Origin of the sequence: Amphibacillus marinus, assembly GCF_900110345.1 — a bacterium.
GTDB lineage: Bacteria > Bacillota > Bacilli > Bacillales > Amphibacillaceae > Amphibacillus_D > Amphibacillus_D marinus.
Genome location: NZ_FODJ01000003.1, coordinates 239737 through 262740 on the forward strand (window position 1 = coordinate 239737; position 23004 = coordinate 262740).

The window sequence follows — 23004 nt, forward strand, 5'->3', positions numbered from 1 at the left end:
TTAATCGTTCAGTATGCCGATAGCCTTTTTAAAAATATCAAGTGCATCTTTTGAATCCCTTAATTCCTTCTTTAAGCGTGCGATTTCCTTTTCAGCATCAGATCCATCATTCCCTGACCCTCTGTGATGAACAACACCATGATTAGCTTCAGAACTTCTCACCCACTTACTTAAGGCAGACTTACTCACTTTTAGATCGCTCGCGACTTGTTCAAGTGAGTTGCCAAATGAATGATAATAGTTGACAGCGTCCTGTTTGAATTCTGCACTATATTGTTTAGACATTAACCATTTCCTCCTCGTTTAGATCCTTTAATTTTTATCACTAAACTAAGAATTGTTTCTTTTTCTCCTCTCCTACTTCTATTCTATCAGCAGATACCAAAAAAGATTAAACGGCCATAGCCCTATGGAATATAGAGCTATGGCCGCATAAATCCTTTTTATTGTTTCCACTGTATACTTGACAGGGGGCAGTTCACTAATACTTAGAGTGTCTTTTGTTATTTATTTAGCTCTTAACCAATCTATCTTTCTAAGAAATAATGTGTATACTTTTCCTGAAAACGAGGATCTAGAACTGCATTTTTCTTTTCTGATTTTCTCTTATCATAATCTTCATTGTTGTGTATCCCAAAGATCTCAAAGATGGTCGGTTTTTCATTATTTCCATTAACAATATAACCGTCTGGAATAAAATTACCGTATTCAGGGAGCGGAAGGTAGGGCTTAAAAAATCTTACGCCTTCATCACATAGCTTCTCATAATGCTCTTTTTCGTGATGACTTTCACAATATAGACCTTCTTTTGTAACCGGAATGACTGCATAGCTGGTGAGGCTCAGTAGTCTATGGTATAAATTTGCTTTATAGGCATATCCAGCAACAACATAACGATCACTATGAGGTTCATTTTCAATCTTCGTCTGGAATTCTTCCTTATCTATGTAAAACTTTCTCGTCTTTTTAAAGCTATCTATACAATTTAAAGCCACTTTCTCCGTACCATCAGGCAATGGCTTCTCTTGTGTAATTGGCCTTGATTCATCTACATACATATAGACAAAAGAGATTTCTTTATTGACTTTAACTTCTCTAATAGATTTATACTTATAGAACATCTCATTAAACGTTTTCTTCTTTCCCTTTAAGCGAATGCGCCCGGCCACTCCATAAATTTTCCTTAGCAGCTCATACCTGTCTGGTGTTTTTGGCTCATACCCTTGAACAGAGTTCTCCCAGGCCATCATATTTAATTTCGCAACAAAGCCTAACATCGTTGTTTCATATTGAACTTTGCTTACAGTAGAAGCATTATTTGTTTTTCTATAAATGGTTTTTTTGTTATTATCCTCTTCCTTAGAAGCGGAAGGAGCAATAACTAATTTTTCTAAGTTTACTATATGGAGGCCTTTATCTTCATCATAATTCCAGCCTTTTTCATAGTCACTCCTATTAGTGTTATTAGAATGACGAATACAATCATCTTTATGCTTATGTTTTTTTGTTGACGGGTAGAGGAAAGGGTTTGATTTTACAGAGACCGATAAAGTTACATTATCAGAGCAAGCACATTGTATGGTGATTTCATTCTTTTCTTTTCTTTCATGAAGTCTTCTTAACATACCATGGTTGACCCAATTATATTCGTATTCCGTAGCAACTTTTGTTTCTTTATTTATAACCAAGAAAGATTGTTTCATTTCTATCAACTCCTTACTTTAATTATAATACAGATCCCTTATATGGCTACATTTATTGAGAGATTTATCCATTTAACTGAAGGTTGAAGAAGCATATCTTTAAGTCAGTTCAACAAAAAAATTCAGTTGCTTACAGGAAGGGGAATATGTGTAAATTGTGAATTTAAAAGATTAATCTATTTTCTAATACTCTTATCTCTACTATGTAACCACAAAATAAACATTTCCAATTCAGACCTGATTTCCGTTAGAACAAACTTTTCCGAAATCGGGTCTTTTTCATGCCTTGTTCTTCTCGGGCTTCAACTGTATCAAGGGTTTGCCAATTTCTCTTTCTCTATTTTTCTTCTTCTATTATCGGAAAACTTTATTTTAACTGGAACGGTGGAATGCGGGTTTGAGTGGGGGGATTTAGGAAAAGTTTATTTTGGGGGAACACAGTCGGTTTTAAATTTCAATAATTGAAAATAGGTAGCAAAAAATCCTGAATTCGTGGAATGAGAATTCAGGATTTTTTTTATTGCTTACTGATAGTTGTCATAATCGTATTCGATGTACGAACGGTATTCAGCTTCTATTTCCATCATTATTTCTAAGTGGTGATCAAGTTGACTTTCTACGCAAGAAAAGAAATAGTTAATATCATTAAAACATTGAGCAACATTTTTAAAATTATATCGAGTTTCTCTTTTGAATAAATAATCTCCAAGTTTATTTATTGGATATCTGAATTTACTAGAACATCCATCCCAATTGTTTAGTTGTTGAATATAAACAGAACAATCATCTAAGGTAGTATCATTCTTTTGTGCATTTGAATGCTCATCGATTGTGGGAAGAGTTGCTTTCCAAAGACCCAATATTTTGTGTTTATACTTTGTTAAATCATAATCTAGATTATTTAAATTGCAATGCGATATATAGATCTTCTTCAATTCCAACTCAATCGAATTTCTAAACAAGTAGCACATAGGTAAGAATAAATCTAAATTCTCTACATCGGCGTTCATCCGATCAAGTAAGAAATTTGCAGATCCAGAGTATGCTTTTATATAAGGATAAAAATTTTGTTGGGAAAATTGATAGCCAATAACTGCTTGTTGATAATAGTGACCACCTTCGATTAAAAGAGCTGGTTCATAATTGGATTCTGGAGTAAATGTATCAATAGATTTATTAATTAAATTGAATAATGTTGATCTAGCCCGGTCAACATTTTCGGAAATGGCTATATAGTCATAATGCTTTTGCTCTTTGAAGAAAGCTTCCATAGAACTAGAAGAGCTACATGAGGCCCTTAAGAATATAAAATAATATGAAAAGTAGATCAAGCAGGAGGGTCAGATGGAAAACTTAATGAAGTTTACAATACAGTTAGCCATGCTTTCCAGCCTGCTTGATGAAAAGATGATTTCAGAAAAAGAATTCATCAAGATCAAAGTTGATTTGGAAATAAAATACAAAATTAAACGAGGTTTAAGAGGCACTTAATTATCTACTGTGATAAAATTAAAATGATAATTGGGAACATAGATAAATGAACTATTCGGAATTACCGGATAGTTCATTTATAAATGTCAGACAGTGTCTGATGAATTGAAGTTACATATGGAGAAGGAGGGTTACATTGGAACATAGTAATGATTTACTCATATATCAGACAGAAGACGGAAAAACAAAAATAGATGTAAGACTTGAAAATGAAACTGTATGGATGACACAGAAGGCGATCGCGGAGCTTTATCAAAAAGGCGTTAATACCATTAATGAGCATATAAAAAATATTTATGCTGAAGGTGAATTTGAAGAAAATCGAACTATTCGGGAAAACCGAATAGTTCAAACTGAGGGAAATAGAGAGGTTGAGAGAACAGTACGTTTTTACAACCTAGAATTAATTATTGCTGTTGGCTACCGTGCACGCTCTAGCCGAGGTACACAATTTAGACGATGGGCAACGGAGAGGTTAAACGAGTACTTAGTTAAAGGCTTCACTATGGATGATGAACGCCTTAAGGATATGCGTAATATTGGTGATGACTACTTTGATGAGCTTTTAGAACGTATTCGTGATATTAGAGCCTCAGAAAAAAGATTTTATAAGAAGATAACAGACATCTATGCTTTAGCTATAGATTATGATGGAAAATCTGAAGAAGCTAAAAGGTTCTTTGCAACGGTGCAAAACAAGCTTCATTTTGCTATTCATGGTCATACAGTTGCAGAACTTATTGAACAAAGAGCTGATGCTTCCAAAGATAATATGGGACTTACCACTTGGAAGGGTGACAAGGTACGTAAAGGGGATATTACCGTTGCCAAGAATTACTTGACGGAAAAAGAAATAAAATCCCTCAATCGTATTGTAACCATGTATCTCGATTATGCAGAAGATCAGGCAGAAAGACGCAATCCAATGCATATGAAGGATTGGGAAGAAAAGCTCAATGCCTTCCTGAAATTTAATGAGAGAGATATTCTTACTGGTGCAGGTTCTATTTCACATGAAGTAGCCAAGGAACTTGCTGAAAAAGAATATGAGAAGTTCAATCTAAAGCGTTTAAACGAACCTGAAAAAGATGATTTTGATGTGTATCTAGAAGAGCATGAATGGACAGTTAAGAAGTAACTCTGTTTTACATTTTGCAAAATAAGTGAGTTCATGAAAGAAGTAGAAGTTATAAAGCCTAAAAAAGAATAAATTTGACCGTGCATCGGGAAAAGAACTTTCAAAAATAAGAATAGCACCTTATTGTAGAGTCAGTACCGATTCGGCTGAGCAGATGGCTAGTTATGATTATCAAGTAGCTTATTATGAACAGAAGGTCAGAGAAAACGCTAAGTGGGAACTGGCAAAGATATATTCTGATGCCGGTATAAGTGGCACTAATGTTGATAAACGCCTTGGCTTTCAAGAAATGATTCGAGATGCCGTGGCTGGTGAGTTTGATTTAGTCATTACAAAGAGTATTTCTAGGTTTGGTAGAAATACAAAGGGTGTACTGGAATACACCAGACTATTAAAAAAGCATAATGTTGCTGTATTATTTTAAAAAGAGAATATAAACACCTTCTCTATGCAAGGTGAAGTGGCCATGACGGTATTAACTTCAATAGCCCAACAAGAAAGTGAAAGTATCTCTACCAATGTAAAAATGGGTCTAAAGATGAACATGAAGCGTGGAGAGCTAGTTGGTTTTCAAGGTTGTTTAAGCTATGACTACGACAAAGAAACGAAAGAACTTATCGTCAATAAAGAAGAAGCTGAAGTTGTCCGATTTATCTTTGATTCTTACAATCAAGGTAAGGGCGCTAGGCTTATTGGTAATGAACTCAAAGTAAAAGGCTATAAGACAAAAAGAGGAAGTACCAATTGGCCTGATCGTACTATAAGGGGTATTTTTAGGGTGGAAGATAAAATCAAGAAGCTGATTGATCTTCATCTTGATGGCGCTATTGACCGTGAAAATTATGATAATAACCTTCTTGAACTTAATACAGATAAAGAACGACTAATCAAAAAAACAAATGAACTTTCATTAACTGCTAATGAAGAAAAAGAAATGAAAGCAAGACTTTAAAGCTTTAGGAAGTACTTTGATTCTAATAAGCCCCTTAAGAAGTTTGATACTGATGTTTTTGAGTCTATAGTGGAGAAAATTATAATAGGTGGCATTGATGACAAAGGTCAAAAAGCCCCGCATCAATTGACTTTTGTATTTAAAGCTGGTCCAAAATCAACAATTACTACGGGCAAAGAATTATATTCCCACTTATCACCCATCACATGTGGAGACAGTTGCTCTCCTAGCTCACAAATAATCAGCTTGTTTTTTAGAAGATAAGTTAAGATCTACTGGAGAATATCATTGGCATGAACGGATAAGATTAGTAACGACTAATCTTATCCGTTTTTTAAGTTACGCTTTAATCAAAATAAGTTATTAAATTACAATCAAATTAATTGAGAATGATTTTCAATTGATGTATAGTAATTAACATAACACACTTAGATTAAGGAGAATATATAATGCAAATATACTGGACTAAAATTAATAAGATTATCGATGAGGCACCAGAAGTGAAAACGTACTTGCTTGATTGTCCTGAAGCGTTTACTTGGGAAGAGGGGTCACACACCCATTTCGCGTTACAGGGATTTAACGCAGGTGATAAACCTAATCGTGGCCTGGTTCGTCATATGTCAATTTCGACAATAACTGATGAGGGAGCAATTGGCATTACTACTAGAATGAAGGCGCAATGTTCGGAATTCAAAAGTATCTTAAAAGGTCTTCAGGTTGGAGACGAAGTAGCACTATTTAAAACACATACGAATGTGCCATTGCAAAGAACAGGTAAAAAAATATATCTATTATCATCAGGCGTTGGCTTAGCCACATTTAGACCGCTTGTGCTCAATTATTTGAACAATATTGATCAAGTTAGCCACGTACATTCTTTAAATATTGATTCAACAAAGCATTTCTTATTTACGAATATTTTTAATTCAGATCCAAGGAAGAACTTTACTGCGCAATTTGTCGATAATCGTACGGATTACTATAAAGAAGTTGAGCAGTTAGCAGCAGATCAGGATGGACTATTTTACATTGTTGGTAGTGATGATTTTCTGGTGCAAAACATTAAGTTGTTACGTGAGCATGGAATAACGACTGATCAAATTGCAATAGATAAGCATGAGAGTCAGATAATGAGCTTTTTATCAAACGATTTACAATAGCACTATATATCACAAAAAAACTAAGCATTGTATAAGTGCCAAATGGTATACTTAGGCAATGCTTTTTCTAATATTAGTTGCAATACTAGCTTGATTTCTTCAGGGCCGATGACAGGACAAGATGTTTTTTGGTCAATCTATCCTATGTGGCGAATTAACGGTCAGTATAACCCAATTTGTATGGAGGCTGTTATTTCGGAGGCCGTAGTTGGTTCATCCCTTTAGTGGCAGGTCTGTGGTGCTAGCAATTAGTAGGTGATAAAGCAGCACTAATTAAAAAGTCCCTTTACACCGGCACGTGTAAAAGCTCCTAACTTAGTCCCTTTTTATAATTAGTTAGCCATTGCATGTCCAGTCTTTTAGCTCTTTTATAACAAATGCTAGTTTCTCATGGTTACTATAAAAAGCTTTTGAATTGATGTTTGAGAATAGTGTAGAGTGGAAATTATATTAAGTAAGACGAATAAAGGAGCGTTATAACATGGACATTAGTCGTATTAAACCTGAATTTGTAGATGGTGAGCTTGGTATTAAGCTAGGGCGTGAACAAGCACCTACTAAACTAATCGAGTTCTTAAATCTGCGTTGTCCGTATTGCCGTCAATGGTTTGACGAATCAAACGGATTATTACAACCTCTTACTGAAAATGGTAGCTTATTACGCGTCATAAAGCTGTTTAATAAAAATAAAGAAAGTTTGCAATCAGGTAATCTAATGCACAGATACGTGCCGTCAGCATCTGAACAAGCCTATCAAGTAATAGAAAAACTGTTTAATAGTCAGACCGACTGGGGCAATTTGAGTCTCACTGAAGTGAGTAACTTTGCAGAAGATGAATTGGGACTCAAACAAGTTGAAAACGCTGGAATGCTTGAAAGGATTGGGACAGAAGCACAGGCTGCCAATATTGAAACAGTTCCGACTATTATGGTAGGTGAGCATATTTTTGATCAACATATTAGCAATAAGCAATTAAAACAAATTATTAGCTAATTAATCATCATTCAATTTAATGTTGGTATGGTTAAAAGCACATGCTCGAATTATTCGAGCATGTGCTTAGTTATGCACAATTCTAAAAAGAAAAATGACAGCACATGAACATTGTCAAAGTGTAGCATTTAACCACGCTAAACAACATGGTCTAATGATGCATGGTCAAACCACAAACGTCATTAGCCTGTAATCTATCTCCCAGTAACTAACTTTCGCCGCAGCTTGGTAGAGAACCATTCAACCAATAAAATTAGGATAACAAGGCCGATTAAAATTGAGCCGACCTCATTCCACCGATAAGAATCCATTGCAAATTTTAATGGGGCACCAATTCCCCCAGCTGCAACCAAGCCTAATACGGCTGCATCACGTAAATTAATATCAAAGCGATAAATGATAATAGACAAGAAGATGGAAAACAGCTGTGGTACGATGCCAAATCGAATTTTTTCAAAGGTGTTACAGCCAATTGAGCTCATTGATTCGAAGATGCTGATATCTAGATTTTCAATTGCATCGACATAAAGCTTCGCTAACATGCCAATCGACGTTAAACCGATCGTTAGGACGCCAGCAAAGGGACCCGGACCTGTTACCCGTATAAACATTAAACCATAAACAAGCGCAGGGACTGTTCGAATTACAATCAGTAATAGTCGTGTTAAATAAGCGACAGGCTTTGTGACGATATTTGAAGCAGATAAAAAGGCAAGTGGGATGGCCAACATGCCACCAATTAAAGTCCCAAGGAAGGCAATTGCAATTGTCTCAAGCAGCAGATAGGCAATGCCCTGCTGATTTAGTGCAAACAATAACGCAAGATTAGGCTTAAAGATACCTGTTAAAATACTTTTGGCGATTGTCCACCCATTACTTTCTAGACCATTTACCTGAATTGAGGTCAACAACCAAATAATCAGGCCGACAATAATTAGTGAAATGGTTAGTAAATAACGATAATTCCTTGGTGTTGTTGCTAATTTTTGTTCAATTTGATTCATAACGATGCCCCTTTAAAGTAACTTCTTTCTAAAATGCTCGCTAACTGATTCAATAAGCAAAACAGTGATCGCTAGGACTAATAAAATCATGCCTACCCCAGCATAGTCACGCCACCCTAATCCTTCATTAAGAAGTAAACCAATTCCTCCTGCACCAACGTAGCCTAAAATCGCTGCATATCTGACATTTCCCTCAAAACAGAACAGTGAAGTCGATAAGTAATTTGGGAGGATCTGAGGAAAGATAGCCTGTCGAAAAGCTTGCCCTTTTGTCATTCCGAGGGATTCCATCGCTTCATAAGCGCCCATGTCGGCATTTTCAATTTGTTCGTATAGCAGTTTCCCTACATAAGAAAGTGTAAATAAACAGATTGCGATTGTGCCAGCAAAGGTCCCAAGGCCAAAAATAAATGTTGCAATTAAAGCTGTTACAAGTGAAGGAAGTGTTCTAAGCAAGCTTAGGAAAACACGTGCTAATCCAGTGATAACTGGCTGCTTTACAATGTTAGTTGAAGCAGCATAGGCGATCGGTAGAGCTACTAATGCACCAATAAAAGAGCCGAGCAGAGACATTTTAATCGTATCCAGTAATGGCTGCCAGATAGTTGAGATATGCGACCATCTAGGTGGCAGCATATCAGCCACAATGACAAAAAATTGATCCCAGCGTTCAAGTAACTGACTAAGATTAAACTGTGTGAGTTGAAGAGCAAAATAAATGCCCAAGCAGACCAGTAGTAAAATTATTGGTGTTCGGGAGTGTTTTTCTAAAACAATTTTCCCGCTAGGTAGTGGGATCTGCTTTGGGGGAAAGATGCGATCAAACATAGGCTTGCTCCTTTGCAATCTCAGCCAGTACTTGCTCAGTTTGTCCTTTATAAATATAATCGAGGATATCATCAGTAACCTTAGCTGTTTGGTCATCAAAAACAATCGCACCTTCACGTACACCAATAATGCGGTCAGCATATTGAAGAGCTATCTCAACATGGTGAATATTCATAATGACTGAGATATTCATTTCCTTATTAATTCGCTTAAAATCATCCATGACAATTTTCGATGTGACTGGATCTAACGAGGCAATGGGTTCATCAGCAAGAATGATTTCTGGGTTCTGCGATAATGTCCGAGCTAAGGCCACACGTTGCTGTTGGCCGCCTGATAATTGGTCAACACGTACAAAGGCTTTATCTAAAATGCCAACTTGATCTAAAGCTGTTAATGCTTTAATTTTGTGTTCTTTTATGTACACGCCAGTTAGCTTTCGAATAAATGAAAGATCAGGTACAAAGGAGACCAGTACGTTTTTCAGTACAGTTGTTCGTGTAACTAAGTTGAAGGATTGAAAAATCATTCCAATTCTTCTCCGAAATCGGCGTACTTCTTTTCCTCTTAATTTACTGACATCCATGCCACCTACTATTAGCTGACCAGAGGTAATCTCGTGCATCCGGTTAATACAACGAATTAAAGTTGATTTGCCTGCCCCTGAAAGACCAATAACAGCGACAAATTCGCCTTGCTCAATCTTAAGATTAATTTGTTTCAGCGCTTTTATTTCGTTTGTGTATGTTTTATTAACATTTATAAATTCGATCATGCTAGATCTCCATTTCATTTATGGTTTTATTGAGAAAATGAGAGAAAAAGAGAACACCTTATTGATGTTCTCATGCTTACCATCATGTCGTTAATTCATTTCTCTTAGAAGAACTTGCGCATCACGTTCTTTGTCATAGTCAGAATCAGAAGCTTCTTGATAGCCTTCGTGACTATAGATAGAAATAACGGCTTTTCCTTCATCGGTTTGAGCAATATTAATAAAGGCTTGTTGAATTGCACTTTTTAATGCAGCGGTCATGTTGTCCGCATTTTTGCTGGCACTTACTGTATCATTGTAAATACCTGATGTTACACCGATGACATTAGTTTCAGCCCAAATGTCAGCTTCACGACTAAACTCACCTTGCCAAGCATCAACATTATCTCGGCGCGCATCAGCGTAAGCAACAATAATATCAACTTGCTCAGCAGCTAAACGGGCGAAAGAACTACCATAAGAATCGACTTGCACAAGGTTTTCTAAGTCAGTTAATTTCATATTGTATTTATCCTGAAGCCAAAGGGTTGGATATATATATCCAGCTGAAGAAGATGATGACATCACAGCCCATGTTGCACTGTTTAAATCATCAAATGTTAATTCTTCTCCGTTGTTTACTTTTTCAGCTAATTCTTGTCCTTTTTCAGAGGGACCAGCAATTAGTAAAGAGCGGTAATAAGTAACCTGCTCGTCAACAGCCTCAGTCGGCTTATTATTATTCCATTCGACTGGATCTTCGGAATCAATACTTAATCCAGCACGTGTTGAGGTTAATAACACCTCAGCACCATCATCGTATAACACATATGTTCCACCAGGGATCAAGCCAATATCAGTGGTTCCGGCAGATAGGGCCTCACCGACTGCTTCATAATTTGTTCCAACCGTGATGTCGACTTCCCCGACATCAAAGCCTAGACCGGCAAGCTCGGTAATTAGGAGATCCTTTAATGGCTCAGTAGCGGTAATGATTTCATCTGGTTCTCTAGAAGGGACAAACCCAACGGACAGTTTAGTAATGACTTCATTTGAGCTGGATTCCTCATTCGTTTCTTCACTTGTTGGTTCTGATTCAGGTTCAGCGTTAGCGTCATCTTCTGTGTCGCTACAAGCAACAAGTAGTGCAATTAAAGCAGTAAATAAAAAAAGCAACAACCATTTTTTCTTCATTTCATTTCCCCCTAACAATCTCATTAACGTCGTTAACGTCGTGTACAACCCATCATAATATGAAAGTGTTAAGTTAATTCGAGAGTCTTGTAAAAGTCATGTAAATTAATTACCTGTTCGGAGTAGGAATAATAGTGGTCTATTTGACAGCTGTCTTCATAATGAAGGGGCAACCCGCATCAGGGTAGGCTATGAACTAAAAATTATAATTATCTGTCATGTGAGATGTCTTTGTTACCGAATAGCAACGATCATGGTTCGCTTGGCGAGCGAAAGAGGAAATAATTCTTGCGCGATTCCTGTATACTTTTTGCTAAGAGGAAGCTCTTAATTAGTGAAGGGCTTTAGAAAGGGGGAGCTATGGATTCTGACCTTTTATTGCATGTTTATCAAAAGCAAGCAAAAATGATTTACTTTTATCTGAGAAAGAACGGCTGTCATCACGAAGATGCTGAGGATATTGTTCAAGAAAGTTATACACAGTTCATGCGTTATTGTAAAGGGGTGGCTTCTGATAAGGCACTCTCTTATATTTTCACCACGGCGATAAATTTGTTTAGAAAGCTGTTAAAGCAAAGAGGGAAAGAACAAGTTATCGCCATTGATGATCAGCTTTTTTGGAGCAACTTCTCAAATGATCGAGATACTGAGACGATTATCTTAGCAATAGAGCAAAAAGATGAAATAATCCATACCTTGGCGAGTATGCAAGATCTTTTTAGGCAACTGTTACTATTAAAATATGATTTTCAATATAGCTATCAGCAGATTTCATTACTAACGGGCTTAAAAGAAGAAACCGTCAAAACTTATTTATACCGAGCAAGAAAGGCGTTTTATTTGAAATGGAGGGAACAGCATGGATGAATTTAGTGATGATACATTTGATGAGCGAAAGGTTGCAAAGGTACTAAAAAAAGGTAAGCGGAAATCAATGTTGACGACGGTATTTACCGCAATCATTGTCTTAATTACAGCTGTAATTGCTAATTTTGTCATTTCGGTATTCTTTAGTCAGTCGGCATTTCGCAGTAGAGATGCTTTCGTGCGCCTAACCATTCCGAATGGCTATATTAGCCAAACTTTAGATACTGTGGGAATTTTAGGCGGAACAAGTCACTACAAGGTTTCAAAAGATATGGGATTCAAAGCGGTGGTTATCGAACAAGACCACAAATCCTTTGGTTTAGTGCCAAATCTGGTATCAAGATATCATGGTGGTCAAATTGGTCTCACAGGAGATGATTGGCAACTTACCTATAAAAACAATGGCTGGCGAGAAATGCTTTTCTTTCACCCAGCAGTTGATTATGAGCAGTACAAAGATGATCGCAATTTAATTGAAGAGATGGATGGGGACAATATTTATGAAGTAGCGCTCTCATTTGACTTACCATACACATTTAGCGAACTCCCTTTTGTGGAATTGCCTGAACTGACCTGGCTGTGGCTCGATACATTTAATGAAGTCCAAATAGCTAGCTTTCAACAAGAAGCATTAGAATTTGATTGGACTATTTCGTTTATTAGGGAGTTTGAGTCTCTAGGGTTCACTATGCGTGATCGTTTAACCGCTACTACCACTAATAATTTTAGAAATGAGTATTATAAATTTCTCGATTTGTTGAGCGATAGTTTTTATCCAGGTCACAAGGAAGCACTAGCTAACATGGAGCAAGTTGAAGTAGAAGATATTGAGATATTAGGAGCTGTTATTTATGGAACAAAGGAAGAAGTATTAGAGATAATGGAGCATCAGAGTGTCAAGGCAGCTTCACTAGGTGGAATTATTGAGCATTATTAGTGCATGCCATTGATGCTAACAATTAATAAAGCTCCCAGTAATTGAAGCGGTAAGACCAAAGAAGGGCTTCATGTGACTCTATTGCTCAGTTAAATGACGGAAAAAAAGCTAACGAATACTACGCGCTAAACTTATATCGGGCATACACTTAATCATAACCTTTACAACCTCAAGCGTGAGATTGAGCAAAAAGCTTTTGCTTAATATTGTGTCAATTTAATGAAACTATGACTAAAGTAATCATATAAGGGCTTTTTTGATGATACAATAGTCATGCTTGGAGGGACGTTATTATGAAGAAAATAAAGTGTTGGTTAGATTGCCGTATTAAAAAAAAGCACAGATATAATTTTTATACGGATAGGTGCATTGTCTGTCAACGAAAATGTAAAAAAAGAAGCGCATAATAGCGTTTTTTTTTTTGCTTATTTTTACAAAAAAGTGTACTTGCTATTGTAAGATTATGAATGGCATAGCCCTAACGTTAATTTGGTCTATAGTACTAGATTGGTATTTGATTTAATAGCAGTAGTTAAAAGTATCTACTTAATTTACTATTTAGGGAAAGAAGGAAAAAAGCGATATATGTCTATTGTTGTATTATTTTAAAAATTATAGAAAAAATTGATAAATGTGTTATAATGTAGAAGTGGTAATGAAAAATACTAATTTTCTTAGTATAGGGAGGTGAGCTGATAGATTCAAACGTGTGAGGGTGCATCTTAGTTAGTACACAATGAAAGAAAGCTTAACTTTAAAAAATAATGGAGGTATCTTTTATGAACAAGTCAAAGCATTTCTTGTTACTAAGTTGTCTATCTATCCTAATGTTTATTCTATCTGCAATTCCTATTACAGCATTAGCACAAGCACCTATATTCACTGAAAATTTTACTGGTGCAACGACTAATAATTTATTTACGACATCCTTTCGTGCATTACCTAACGATTCAAGTCGGCCGATGTATTTAAGAACGGGTGGTTCTGTAACAGCTGGCTCTAATAAAGTAACATTAGATGGTGGGAGAATGACAATTGGTGCACGGACTACTACAGAAACAACAAGTAATTCTACACCAGGAGGATCCCTTGACTTGAGTCAACCCTATCGCATTGTTCTTAATATTGATAATTTAAGTGGCGATTCAAGTAAGCGCTTTCAAATTTACGTGGATAATAATACGGTGCGCATGAACGATTCAATTCATGGTGGCGCTTCGCGCGTGTATCATCAAACAATTGGACAAATGGGTACGGGTGATTTAGTTCTTGAGCCAGAAGTAGGTACAGCAAATTCCTTTATTCAGATCCGAACAGAGTCTGATGTAGCGGTAGTTATTAATAGTATTAGAATCGAGTCCCTAAGCGATGCTCAACAACCAGGAGGCCCCTTACCCACAGCGCCGGGTATACCTCAAGGAGATCGGCAATTATATGTTGCAACAAACGGTAACGATAGTAATAATGGTAGTCAATCATCACCGTTAGCTACGTTGGATCGAGCAATTAGCTTGTCAAGAGCTGGTGATGTGATTGTGATGAGAGGGGGTACTTATCATCACGATACCAGAATTACAGCTAATAATAGTGGTACTGCAAGCAAACCCATTACAATTGTCAATTATCCCAATGAAACACCTACATTAGATTTCTCTGCACAAGAGGAACTAGCAGGCAGAGATGGATTTCGAATAAATGGTGATTACTGGCATGTGCTCGGACTTCATCTAAGAAAAGCCGGTGGAAATGGTTTTAGAATTCATGGCAGTCACAATCGCATTGAAAGGTCTGTCGCTTATGAGAACCGATTAACCGGCTTTCATTTGGAGGATGGATCATATAATCTCATTATGAATAATGATAGCTATCGTAATTTCAACTTGAGAGGCAGAGTTGGCAATATGGCTGATGGCTTTGCCGCTAAGTACGAGGCATTAGGGCCGGGAAATGTTTTTTATGGTAACAGGTCTTGGGAAAACTCTGATGACGGCTTTGATTTTTGGATGGCGACAAGTACAATAACGCTTGAGAATAATTGGTCATTTGGTAATGGAAATCCTCAGTTTTGGAATCATTCGAATTTTGAAGGCAACGGGAATGGCTTTAAATTAGGCGGAAATCACTTGCCAGGTAACCACATCGTTAGGCGTAATATGGCTTTTGATAATCAGAGTAAAGGGTTTGATCATAACAATAATACCGGGGCACTAACCTTAATTCATAATACTGGGTTTAATAATGGGATAAGTAATAATGGCCGTAATTATGACTTCCCCAATAATCCAGCTAACGGTCAGCATGTCTTTATCAACAATTTAAGTGCCAATGCTCGTGTGACTGATCGTTTTGCATCCAACTCATCATTGCAGGGCAATAGCTGGCAAACTGGTACGGTAACGTCAAATATGTTTAATAGTGTTGACACGAGTTTAGCCAAGCGCCCAAGAAAGGCTGATGGCTCGTTACCAGATATTAATTTATTTGTGCCACGATCAAATAGCTTTCTTGTTAATGGTGGGGTTGATATTGGCGAACCGTTTAACGGATCAGCTCCAGATATTGGAGCAATTGAAACCGGACAGTAAAGAGATTATAATACATTAATTTACAGAAAACCGCGTTCCTTGTTGATAATAAGGGAGCGCGGTTCTTTAGTTACCTATTTTTTAATACTGTTTTTAAAGAGAGATGATCAGCATGACTCTGCTAAAAGCCTTATTGATTTTTCATGAAATTTTGCTTTGCTAAATAATTTAGTACGGTCTGGGAAAACTGGTGATGCGATTCCTTGGTATACTTGGCAATCGTATAGATTTGCGCCAAATTTTTCAACTCCAATTGGTCGACCATCTCTTTAAGGTGGGGGACATTCATATAACGATTCCAACCGTTCTCATTCCGCTCCTGATAGATTTCGAGAATCTCGGTGTCCGAATAATCCTGATACGTATCATAGTGAACAAGCCCCTTATCTGGGAGACGATCACGTGGGGCAGGGTCTTCAGCTGGATACCCTAATGAGAAGCCAACAACTGGAACTACATTAGGAGGTAAGTTAAGCAGTTCGCCAATTTGATCACAATTGGCAAGTGTCGAACCCATATAGCAAATACCCAATCCGTTATTTTCAGCAGCTAACGCGCAATTCTGTGATACCAGGGTGGCATCAATTGCACCAATCATAAAACTCATAAAATTATCAAAATGGACAGGTGCGTCATTCAGCGTAAGCCATTTCCGCATCCGATTAAAGTCTGCACAGAATGTTAACAGGATGGGAGCATCTATTACCATAGATTGCTCCATATGAGCATCAAATAGTTTGTTTTTTAGCTCTTGATCTTGTGTGACGATAATAGAATAGGCTTGCATATTCCCGCTAGAAGAAGCGCGAATCCCTGCTTCTAGTATAGCATCTAGCACCTCTTGACTCACTTGCTTGTCTGCATACTGCCGGATAGACTTATGTCCGTGGATAACATCGTTTAACTCCAAGGTATCACTCCTCATTCTTTTTTGAAAAATTGCCACGAAAACGACATTTTTAATAGGGTTAACATGCTGTTAATCTTATGACTAGTAGTATATCATACTAGTATAAAGGAGTGAGCGCAATGTTAACTGTTAGTAAAGACTATAATCCTGTTTTTAAAGAATTGAGGCTAGCGATTAAAACAGAAGATATTAATCGTGTACATGAGCAAGCTTTATATGTCCATGCTCTTGCTCATGATAAAAGATTAACGAATCTGCACCAACACACCTTTCAAGATCAGTGTTTGCAGGGGCTGAATAATATTAGCTTTCGCCACACTGTCAGCAAGAAGTATCAAGGCTATCGAACGCTCGCTTTTTTTATTTTTCACATGACACGTATCGAGGATATTTGTGCAAATACCTTAATTGCCAATCAATCTCAGGTCATTTTTAATGATAATTGGCTCGAGAAATTAAATATTAATCGTGTCGATACTGGCAATTCAATGACACAAGATGAAATGGAGGATTTCTCTGCAAATATCATTCAAGAAGAGCTGTTCGCCTATCGATTTGCCGTCGGAAAGCAAACTCAAAATGTCATTAAGAATCTGTCTGTTACTGATTTAAAGCAGAGGCCTTCACAGGAGCAACTTAATTTTATTTTCAGTTCAAAATCAGTTCTTAAACATAAAGATTCTGCCTGGTTGGTTGACTATTGGGGAAAGAAAAATATTGGTGAATTATTATTAATGCCAATTACCCTACATGAACTTGTCCATCTTAATGATTGTTTGGCGATTATTAAAGCTACAAAATAACCAACTAGCATGCTAGTTAAATAAAAGAGAAATTGAATTTTATGAAATAGATTATTCAATCACAGTTGGGTTAATATTATTACGCAGAGAATTAATGGCTTTTTAAGATAAAAACATTGCTAGTATTAATAGATAGATGCAATGATAATTGAGCAAAGAAAAGCATATTCAAGAAATTTTAAAAGAAAAGAGAAAAAAACATGGAGTTTAAATTTGAAATTACCGAAGAGGATTATCTTCAGTTCAATTTGTATCATAGTGAAAACTCACCATCACAGAAGAAACTGGTTAGGGTGTTAAGGTGGGTAATACCCATTGTATTTGCAAGCATAATCTATTATGTTGGTACGGCTGTATTCCACCAGCCTAGTCTCTATTGGCTAATTATCTCCTTACTGTTCAGTGGAGCCTGGATCATTTGGTATCCAAGATTTTATAAAAAGCAATTAAAAAAACAAGTGAGCAAGATGTTAAGCGAAGGTGACAATTCGGCGCTTTTTGGTGAGAAAACGATGGTGATAGAAGGAAATGAAATTAAGGTCTTTGACAAGTACGCTTCTACAACAGTTGTTAAAGAAAATATCAAGGCAATTAACTATTATGATGATATGATTATTATCTATTTAAGTTCAATTACAGCCCAAATTATTCCAACTAGAAATTTAGTGAAGGATGAGCAGAAGCAACTGATAACTTATTTGGACCAGCTAGTAGAAAAAGGTTAAATTGGTTTAATGATAAGGAGGTCCAGTAAATGGAGAAGTTGGTTCCGGCCCAAATACATATCATCGGATCGGTAGGGAGTGGAAAAACGACGCTCGCACGGATACTGTCAGATAAGTTTAACTTGGTCCACTATGAACTGGACAATGTTGTCTGGCAAAGAGGTGATGGTAACGATGTCCGAAGAACTAGTCAAGCAAGAGACGATTATTTAAATGAAATTGTCATGTTAGATGCTTGGATTATTGAGGGTGCACATCACAAGTGGGTCCAGCCCAGTCTTGAAAAGGCGGATTTAATTATATTTCTTGATCCGAAATATTCAATTAGAGTATTTCGAATCATTCGGCGATTTATTTTACAAAAACTAAGGTTAGAGGAGTCAAATTATCAACCTACTTGGTCAATTTTTAGACAAATGTTTATGTGGAATGCTTTTTTTGAGCGGAGCAGTAAGCATGAAATTATCGCATTATTAAGCCAATACGGAGATAAGGTCGTAATTTGTAAAAGCAAGGCTGATGTAAAGAGCCTCTTTAGCAGATAAGGCTGTGCCTAGCAATCAAGTTTCGCTAGCGCGAAGTCTTGATTACTAGGCTGTTATTCTTTATATGAAATAATCGCAATAAAACCTAAATCCTTCTTGTGTTGATTAAAGAAAGTAAACATTTCTTTAAAATAAGTGCGATTTTTAGCTTTCATGGCATTTTTGAAAATTTTTATTACTGTACCTATTCCTTCATCCCTAATCATCCCAATTGGATTCATTAACGACATTTCACCCGTTATACAGTCAAGTTTGTCAAAGCCGTTATCTAAAAATAGTTTTTCCCAGTTAGCTTGGTGATACGGTTTAGCGGGAACATGGATAACCCGTTGCAGCCCGCTAACAAGCTGGTCTTGATTGTCAGTCATTAGCAGAACATCGTGGGTAATCAGAACACCACCTGGTTTTAAGACGCGACGATACTCAGCCACAGCTTTGTTTTTTTGTTTATCACCAAGCATGGTGAGCATGGCTTCATTAATGACTAGATCAAATGATTGATCAGGATAGGGAAGACTTAATGCATTCGCTACCTCTACTTTAATGTGATCGGTCAAACCGTGGGCTGCCACCCTGTGCTTGGCGATGTCAACGACCTTTTTATCAAGGTCAACTGCTGTAATGGAACAGCCTGTTTTTTTTACCAGATCAATGGCATTGGTACATTGATTACAAGCGACTTCTAATATTTTGGTATCCTTTGTTATGGTTGCTTTTGAGAGTAACCAATTTGTAGCTCGAATTCCACCTGGCCTTAGTCGCGTTTTACCAAGGCTTGCTAAAAAAGAGTGGCCTGCCTGTGTCATAATTATTCACCACCTTTAACAACAGTCAAGAGCATCTTAAAGGCTTCAGTAGCCTCAAGTGCATGAGGGATTTCAGCGGGCATTACAATTGCTTGCCCTTCTTTCACAATAAAGCTGTTCTCGCCAATAATAATATGTGCTTCTCCTTCAAGAATTTGCACAAGTGCATCACCGGTAGCAGTGTGCATTGCGATTTGTTGCCCCTGATCTAAGGCAAATAAAGTTAGCGTCAAATCCTTTCTTTGTACAATTGCTTTGCTAGCCTTCTTATTTGGGACAATGTCAATTTGCTCGGCCAAATCAATCACTTTGTTGTGCGGTACTTTGTTGATCATGTAAAGGTCCTCCTCATTTTTATATAGATGAATTTGCTGAAAGCTTACATTTGCTTCAGCAATAATGGCGTGGCGAGCTTGTGTGGGGAGAATAACTGCTTGTCCTGCTCGTAACTGTTTCTCTATGCGATCGAGCTTGAGCTCAAGACGTCCAGTTAAACAATAAATGAGCTTCTGACCACCAACTAGCTCTGTACTAATCGACTCCCCAGCTCCTAAACTGAAAACGGTTATATCCAAAGCGGCATTATGAAAAACTTCTGTGCTAATAATCTGATCAGGAAGCGGATTGGCAACATCTTCAAACGTAAAAATATCATGAATCGGTAAATTCTTCACTGGCTCCCCCTTGTCAATAGATAACCCTATCGATATAATTAAAATGATAATGATTCTCATTTGTGTCTAAGTAAAAATACCATCATTCGCTCACTAAAGCTGTTGCATTTGCAACAAAGGAGGAATAAAATGAAGCCTAATGTCACATCGTTAGAAGGTTCTCCTTTCTTTAAGGATTTCTCAGTTTTGGATACTGAAAAAGCAATAGATTGTTTAGCTTTATCGATTAAAAAACTGGCTAATAATGAACAAATGTCATTATCTGATTTTCCATATCAAATTGCGATTATTTTAGCGGGACGGTTATCGGTAGAGAAGCTGGGTGCTGAAGGTGACCAAGTAATATTAACTATGTTAGGAGCTGATGATGTCATCTGGGCTGACAAAATGGCGTTGTCTGAGGAATACTACATTCAGGTCCATGAACCAATAAGTCTATTGGTATTTGAACAACCAATATTCCCTAAGACATGTCATTTGAGGGCTACAATTTATGAGCATCTATTGGAAGCACACCTTGAGCAAAAAATGAAGCTATTTGAGAAAATTGAATTGCTCAGCTTTCGAAAATTACGTGATCGAATGATGTACTTTCTCAGTAAGCAAGAAGAGCAACCCGGTCATTGTATTAATATCCACTATTCGCGTAACCAGCTTGCCAATTACTTAAGTGTTGATCGAAGTGCGCTTTCCCGCGAATTATCAGCGATGCAACGAGACGGCTTAATTACGTATAATAGGAATGCATTCATTATCCATCATCAACATTAAGCGCGTAACAGCTAGCGTGCTTGCTAATAGTAATACTTGCTGTTCAATTTAAAGCGAAGAGATGAGCAAGAGATGAAGGAGCAGGTAAATTGAAACCATTAAAAAAAGAGGAACTAACATACTTAAGTGAAGAAATAGTAAGGGTGTTAGTAGATACTCATGCTTTTTATGAGCGAACGCCCCATCGATTATTAGACATTTTCCCTAAAAGTCTGACTACTGAAGAGGCAGAGAAGGTGTCATTTGCTTATGAAGAATTACATTTAAAACATGAGTATAAGCATATTAGCTTTTTTAAGCAATTGTATAATGACAATGTGGGTTCACCGTTAATTGTTGAAATAGATTATCAGAATATTGATGCAGCGACTCACCTTAATATCTTAGAGGTGTTGGATCGCTATGAACAATTTCTATGGATCGAACAGCTTGTGAAGATAGATGTAAGTAGTACGACCAATTTCTTTGAAGTTACCTCATTTGAAACACTGAAGATGCTGCTACAAGTAAACACGCGTGAGGCTTGGTTTTGTAATTTTCATTTTCTTAAACTTGATCTCGTTATAAGAGGGCACTATGACCTGTCAATGGAGATGTTTTTTAAGCATGAAGAGCAGATTAAGCATTTACAAGAAAAGGCACAATTGTACAATTTGTTTATTAGACATTATCCAGAGGATTAATCGTTCTCTTCTTAATACTATTTGCGATAGCCAAGTATTTGATCAGTATGTCACTAAGTCCAAACAGTTTAATTGTCTAACAGATGAGATAATTTTTGAATAAAGTTAACCAGTAACGTAATATTTTCGATTTAGAAAGGCAAAACACTTAAAGTAATATCTAAGTGTTTTGCCTTTATTTGGTGAAATATAGTTACATTATAAAGAATTATGTAATGAAAATGATTGACTTTTTTTAAATAAAATAGTTGTGATCAAGAGTGCTGATTATTAGTAAAAACCCTTATATTAATGGTGCAGATTAAGCTTCTAAGATGCAGAAGAACTTGATAGAAATTATTTAAATTGGTAACTACGAAAAAACTTTAAAAACATAATTGACATAGAGGAAACTCTAAGTGATAGGATTTAGTACAAAGGCCAGATAAGTCCTTGACGGAAGTGAAAAACGTCTCTGTCTCGTTCATTTAAGCGCAGAGGCAGCACTTTTTGTAAAAACATTAAAAGGAGTCGGTAATTATGACAGAATCAATTAAAAAAGGCTGGACCGCTGCGGATATACCCTCACAAACAGGAAAAACAGTTGTCATTACTGGAACTGGTGGGATTGGCTATGAAACAGCATTGGCATTGGTACATGCTGGTGCGGAAGTTATTATGGCGGGAAGGAATAAGAATAAAGGAGCAGAATCGATTAGAAAGATTAGACAAACTAATCCAATCGGTCGCATTCATTTTGAACTGCTTGATCTTGCTGATTTATCGTCAATTAAAGCGTTTAGTGAACGAGTGACAGCAGAATTTAACAGTTTGGATATGTTAATAAATAATGCTGCAGTAATGAATCCACCTCAGCGGAAGCTGACGAGTGATGGCTTTGAACTACAGTTAGGAACAAATTATCTTGGTCATTTTGCTTTAACAGCCCAACTGCTTCCCCTGTTACGACAAGCGAATAAACCACGAGTGGTTACTTTGAGTAGCGTGGCTCATTTGTCGGGGGAGATCAATTTCGATGATCTCCAGTCAGAGTATTCGTATAAGCCAATGGAAGCTTATGCGCAATCAAAGCTTGCTTGTCTAATGTTTGCATTTGAACTTCAGCGTAGAAGCGACAAGGCAGGCTGGGGACTTAGCAGTATCGCAGCGCACCCTGGGATCTCGAGAACTGAATTAATTCCAAACGGGTCAGGGCAAAATAGTCCGGCCGGAATTATTCGGCGTTTTGCTGCCTTTCTTTTTCAGCCGGCAGCTCATGGTGCTTGGCCATCACTTTACGCAGCTACTGCTAAAGAAGTTGTTAGTAGTACTTATTATGGACCATCTCGCCTAAGAGAAACAAGAGGGCACCCCAAAGTTGCTCGAGTTGCCCCACAGGCGAATGACATGAAGGTGGCTGCCCAATTATGGACGCAGTCAGAAAAATTAACGAAGACAATCTTTGCTTAATATGTGAGGCTAAATTTGCATGACCTTA

Annotated in this window: 25 protein-coding genes; 15 read left to right on the forward strand and 10 right to left on the reverse strand. The window is 37.0% G+C overall.

The window, feature by feature from the left end:
- The 3 genes from BM000_RS06715 to BM000_RS06725 form a co-directional block, all read right to left on the reverse strand.
- Nucleotides 1–285, reverse strand: a complete 285-nt coding sequence (locus tag BM000_RS06715; protein ID WP_091496128.1) for a transposase — start codon at nt 283–285, stop codon at nt 1–3.
- A 242-nt stretch (nt 286–527) separates the two neighbouring features.
- Nucleotides 528–1703 (reverse strand): hypothetical protein, encoded by a 1176-nt coding sequence (locus BM000_RS06720; protein WP_091496130.1) that lies wholly within the window; start codon nt 1701–1703, stop codon nt 528–530.
- Nucleotides 1704–2227: 524 nt separating this feature from the next.
- Nucleotides 2228–2974, reverse strand: coding sequence for a hypothetical protein (locus BM000_RS06725; protein WP_091496132.1), 747 nt, complete (start codon nt 2972–2974; stop codon nt 2228–2230).
- A gap of 73 nt (nt 2975–3047) precedes the next feature.
- Here BM000_RS06725 and BM000_RS16755 point away from each other — a divergent pair, with 73 nt between their 5' ends.
- From BM000_RS16755 to BM000_RS06745, 6 genes are all read left to right on the forward strand, one after another.
- Nucleotides 3048–3194 carry an SHOCT domain-containing protein gene (locus BM000_RS16755; protein WP_177178236.1) on the forward strand — a complete coding sequence of 49 codons (147 nt, stop codon included), beginning with the start codon at nt 3048–3050 and terminating at the stop codon, nt 3192–3194.
- 136 nt (nt 3195–3330) lie between these two features.
- Nucleotides 3331–4332: a virulence RhuM family protein gene (locus tag BM000_RS06730; protein ID WP_143063902.1), complete on the forward strand. Its 1002-nt coding sequence runs from the start codon at nt 3331–3333 to the stop codon at nt 4330–4332.
- A gap of 112 nt (nt 4333–4444) precedes the next feature.
- Nucleotides 4445–4756 (forward strand): recombinase family protein, encoded by a 312-nt coding sequence (locus BM000_RS16915; protein ID WP_281245851.1) that lies wholly within the window; start codon nt 4445–4447, stop codon nt 4754–4756.
- A gap of 42 nt (nt 4757–4798) precedes the next feature.
- Nucleotides 4799–5284 (forward strand): recombinase family protein, encoded by a 486-nt coding sequence (locus BM000_RS16920; RefSeq protein WP_218144083.1) that lies wholly within the window; start codon nt 4799–4801, stop codon nt 5282–5284.
- A gap of 449 nt (nt 5285–5733) precedes the next feature.
- Nucleotides 5734–6447: a dihydropteridine reductase gene (locus tag BM000_RS06740; RefSeq protein WP_091496134.1), complete on the forward strand. Its 714-nt coding sequence runs from the start codon at nt 5734–5736 to the stop codon at nt 6445–6447.
- A gap of 481 nt (nt 6448–6928) precedes the next feature.
- Nucleotides 6929–7441 carry a thioredoxin domain-containing protein gene (locus BM000_RS06745; RefSeq protein ID WP_091496136.1) on the forward strand — a complete coding sequence of 171 codons (513 nt, stop codon included), beginning with the start codon at nt 6929–6931 and terminating at the stop codon, nt 7439–7441.
- 194 nt (nt 7442–7635) lie between these two features.
- Here BM000_RS06745 and phnE (BM000_RS06750) read toward each other — a convergent pair whose 3' ends face one another.
- From phnE (BM000_RS06750) to BM000_RS06765, 4 genes are all read right to left on the reverse strand, one after another.
- Nucleotides 7636–8445 carry a phosphonate ABC transporter, permease protein PhnE gene (gene phnE, locus BM000_RS06750; protein ID WP_091496138.1) on the reverse strand — a complete coding sequence of 270 codons (810 nt, stop codon included), beginning with the start codon at nt 8443–8445 and terminating at the stop codon, nt 7636–7638.
- 12 nt (nt 8446–8457) lie between these two features.
- Nucleotides 8458–9273, reverse strand: coding sequence for a phosphonate ABC transporter, permease protein PhnE (phnE, locus tag BM000_RS06755; RefSeq protein ID WP_091496140.1), 816 nt, complete (start codon nt 9271–9273; stop codon nt 8458–8460).
- The gene (phnC, locus tag BM000_RS06760) at nt 9266–10048 is read right to left on the reverse strand and encodes a phosphonate ABC transporter ATP-binding protein (RefSeq protein WP_091496142.1); all 783 of its coding nucleotides are present in this window, start codon (nt 10046–10048) and stop codon (nt 9266–9268) included. Before phnC ends, phnE (BM000_RS06755) begins: the two co-directional genes overlap by 8 nt.
- Before the next feature lie 90 nt (nt 10049–10138).
- Complete coding sequence (locus BM000_RS06765; RefSeq protein ID WP_091496144.1) at nt 10139–11221, reverse strand: phosphate/phosphite/phosphonate ABC transporter substrate-binding protein; 1083 nt, start codon at nt 11219–11221, stop codon at nt 10139–10141.
- A gap of 360 nt (nt 11222–11581) precedes the next feature.
- Here BM000_RS06765 and BM000_RS06770 point away from each other — a divergent pair, with 360 nt between their 5' ends.
- The 3 genes from BM000_RS06770 to BM000_RS06780 all read left to right on the forward strand — a co-directional run bounded on the left by BM000_RS06770 (nt 11582) and on the right by BM000_RS06780 (nt 15610).
- Nucleotides 11582–12088, forward strand: coding sequence for an RNA polymerase sigma factor (locus tag BM000_RS06770; RefSeq protein ID WP_091496146.1), 507 nt, complete (start codon nt 11582–11584; stop codon nt 12086–12088).
- Complete coding sequence (locus BM000_RS06775; protein ID WP_091496148.1) at nt 12081–13025, forward strand: anti sigma factor C-terminal domain-containing protein; 945 nt, start codon at nt 12081–12083, stop codon at nt 13023–13025. The genes BM000_RS06770 and BM000_RS06775 overlap by 8 nt, the downstream gene beginning before the upstream one ends.
- 779 nt (nt 13026–13804) lie before the next feature.
- Nucleotides 13805–15610: a right-handed parallel beta-helix repeat-containing protein gene (locus BM000_RS06780; protein ID WP_177178237.1), complete on the forward strand. Its 1806-nt coding sequence runs from the start codon at nt 13805–13807 to the stop codon at nt 15608–15610.
- 130 nt (nt 15611–15740) lie between these two features.
- Here the strand turns inward: BM000_RS06780 and BM000_RS06785 are convergent, their stop codons facing one another.
- Nucleotides 15741–16520 (reverse strand): nitroreductase family protein, encoded by a 780-nt coding sequence (locus tag BM000_RS06785; RefSeq protein ID WP_091496152.1) that lies wholly within the window; start codon nt 16518–16520, stop codon nt 15741–15743.
- 119 nt (nt 16521–16639) lie between these two features.
- On the opposite strand from BM000_RS06785, the gene BM000_RS06790 reads away from it, so the two are divergent.
- The 3 genes from BM000_RS06790 to BM000_RS06800 all read left to right on the forward strand — a co-directional run bounded on the left by BM000_RS06790 (nt 16640) and on the right by BM000_RS06800 (nt 18593).
- Nucleotides 16640–17323, forward strand: a complete 684-nt coding sequence (locus BM000_RS06790; protein WP_091496154.1) for a hypothetical protein — start codon at nt 16640–16642, stop codon at nt 17321–17323.
- A gap of 200 nt (nt 17324–17523) precedes the next feature.
- Nucleotides 17524–18048 (forward strand): YcxB family protein, encoded by a 525-nt coding sequence (locus tag BM000_RS06795; RefSeq protein ID WP_091496156.1) that lies wholly within the window; start codon nt 17524–17526, stop codon nt 18046–18048.
- Nucleotides 18049–18077: 29 nt separating this feature from the next.
- Nucleotides 18078–18593, forward strand: coding sequence for a P-loop NTPase family protein (locus BM000_RS06800; RefSeq protein WP_091496158.1), 516 nt, complete (start codon nt 18078–18080; stop codon nt 18591–18593).
- Nucleotides 18594–18646: 53 nt separating this feature from the next.
- Here the strand turns inward: BM000_RS06800 and BM000_RS06805 are convergent, their stop codons facing one another.
- Nucleotides 18647–19399 carry a class I SAM-dependent methyltransferase gene (locus tag BM000_RS06805; protein ID WP_218144084.1) on the reverse strand — a complete coding sequence of 251 codons (753 nt, stop codon included), beginning with the start codon at nt 19397–19399 and terminating at the stop codon, nt 18647–18649.
- A 2-nt stretch (nt 19400–19401) separates the two neighbouring features.
- Nucleotides 19402–20073 (reverse strand): cupin domain-containing protein, encoded by a 672-nt coding sequence (locus tag BM000_RS16980; RefSeq protein ID WP_245751596.1) that lies wholly within the window; start codon nt 20071–20073, stop codon nt 19402–19404.
- Between the two features lie 129 nt (nt 20074–20202).
- On the opposite strand from BM000_RS16980, the gene BM000_RS06815 reads away from it, so the two are divergent.
- The 3 genes from BM000_RS06815 (at nt 20203) to BM000_RS06825 (ending at nt 22976) form a co-directional block, all read left to right on the forward strand.
- On the forward strand, nt 20203–20844 hold the full coding sequence (locus BM000_RS06815; protein WP_091496163.1) for a Crp/Fnr family transcriptional regulator: 642 nt from the start codon (nt 20203–20205) through the stop codon (nt 20842–20844).
- Nucleotides 20845–20933: 89 nt separating this feature from the next.
- Nucleotides 20934–21527 (forward strand): hypothetical protein, encoded by a 594-nt coding sequence (locus tag BM000_RS06820; protein WP_091496165.1) that lies wholly within the window; start codon nt 20934–20936, stop codon nt 21525–21527.
- A 519-nt stretch (nt 21528–22046) separates the two neighbouring features.
- A complete protein-coding gene (locus tag BM000_RS06825; RefSeq protein ID WP_091496167.1) occupies nt 22047–22976 on the forward strand; it encodes an oxidoreductase in 930 nt (309 codons plus the stop codon).
- Nucleotides 22977–23004: the final 28 nt, after the last annotated feature.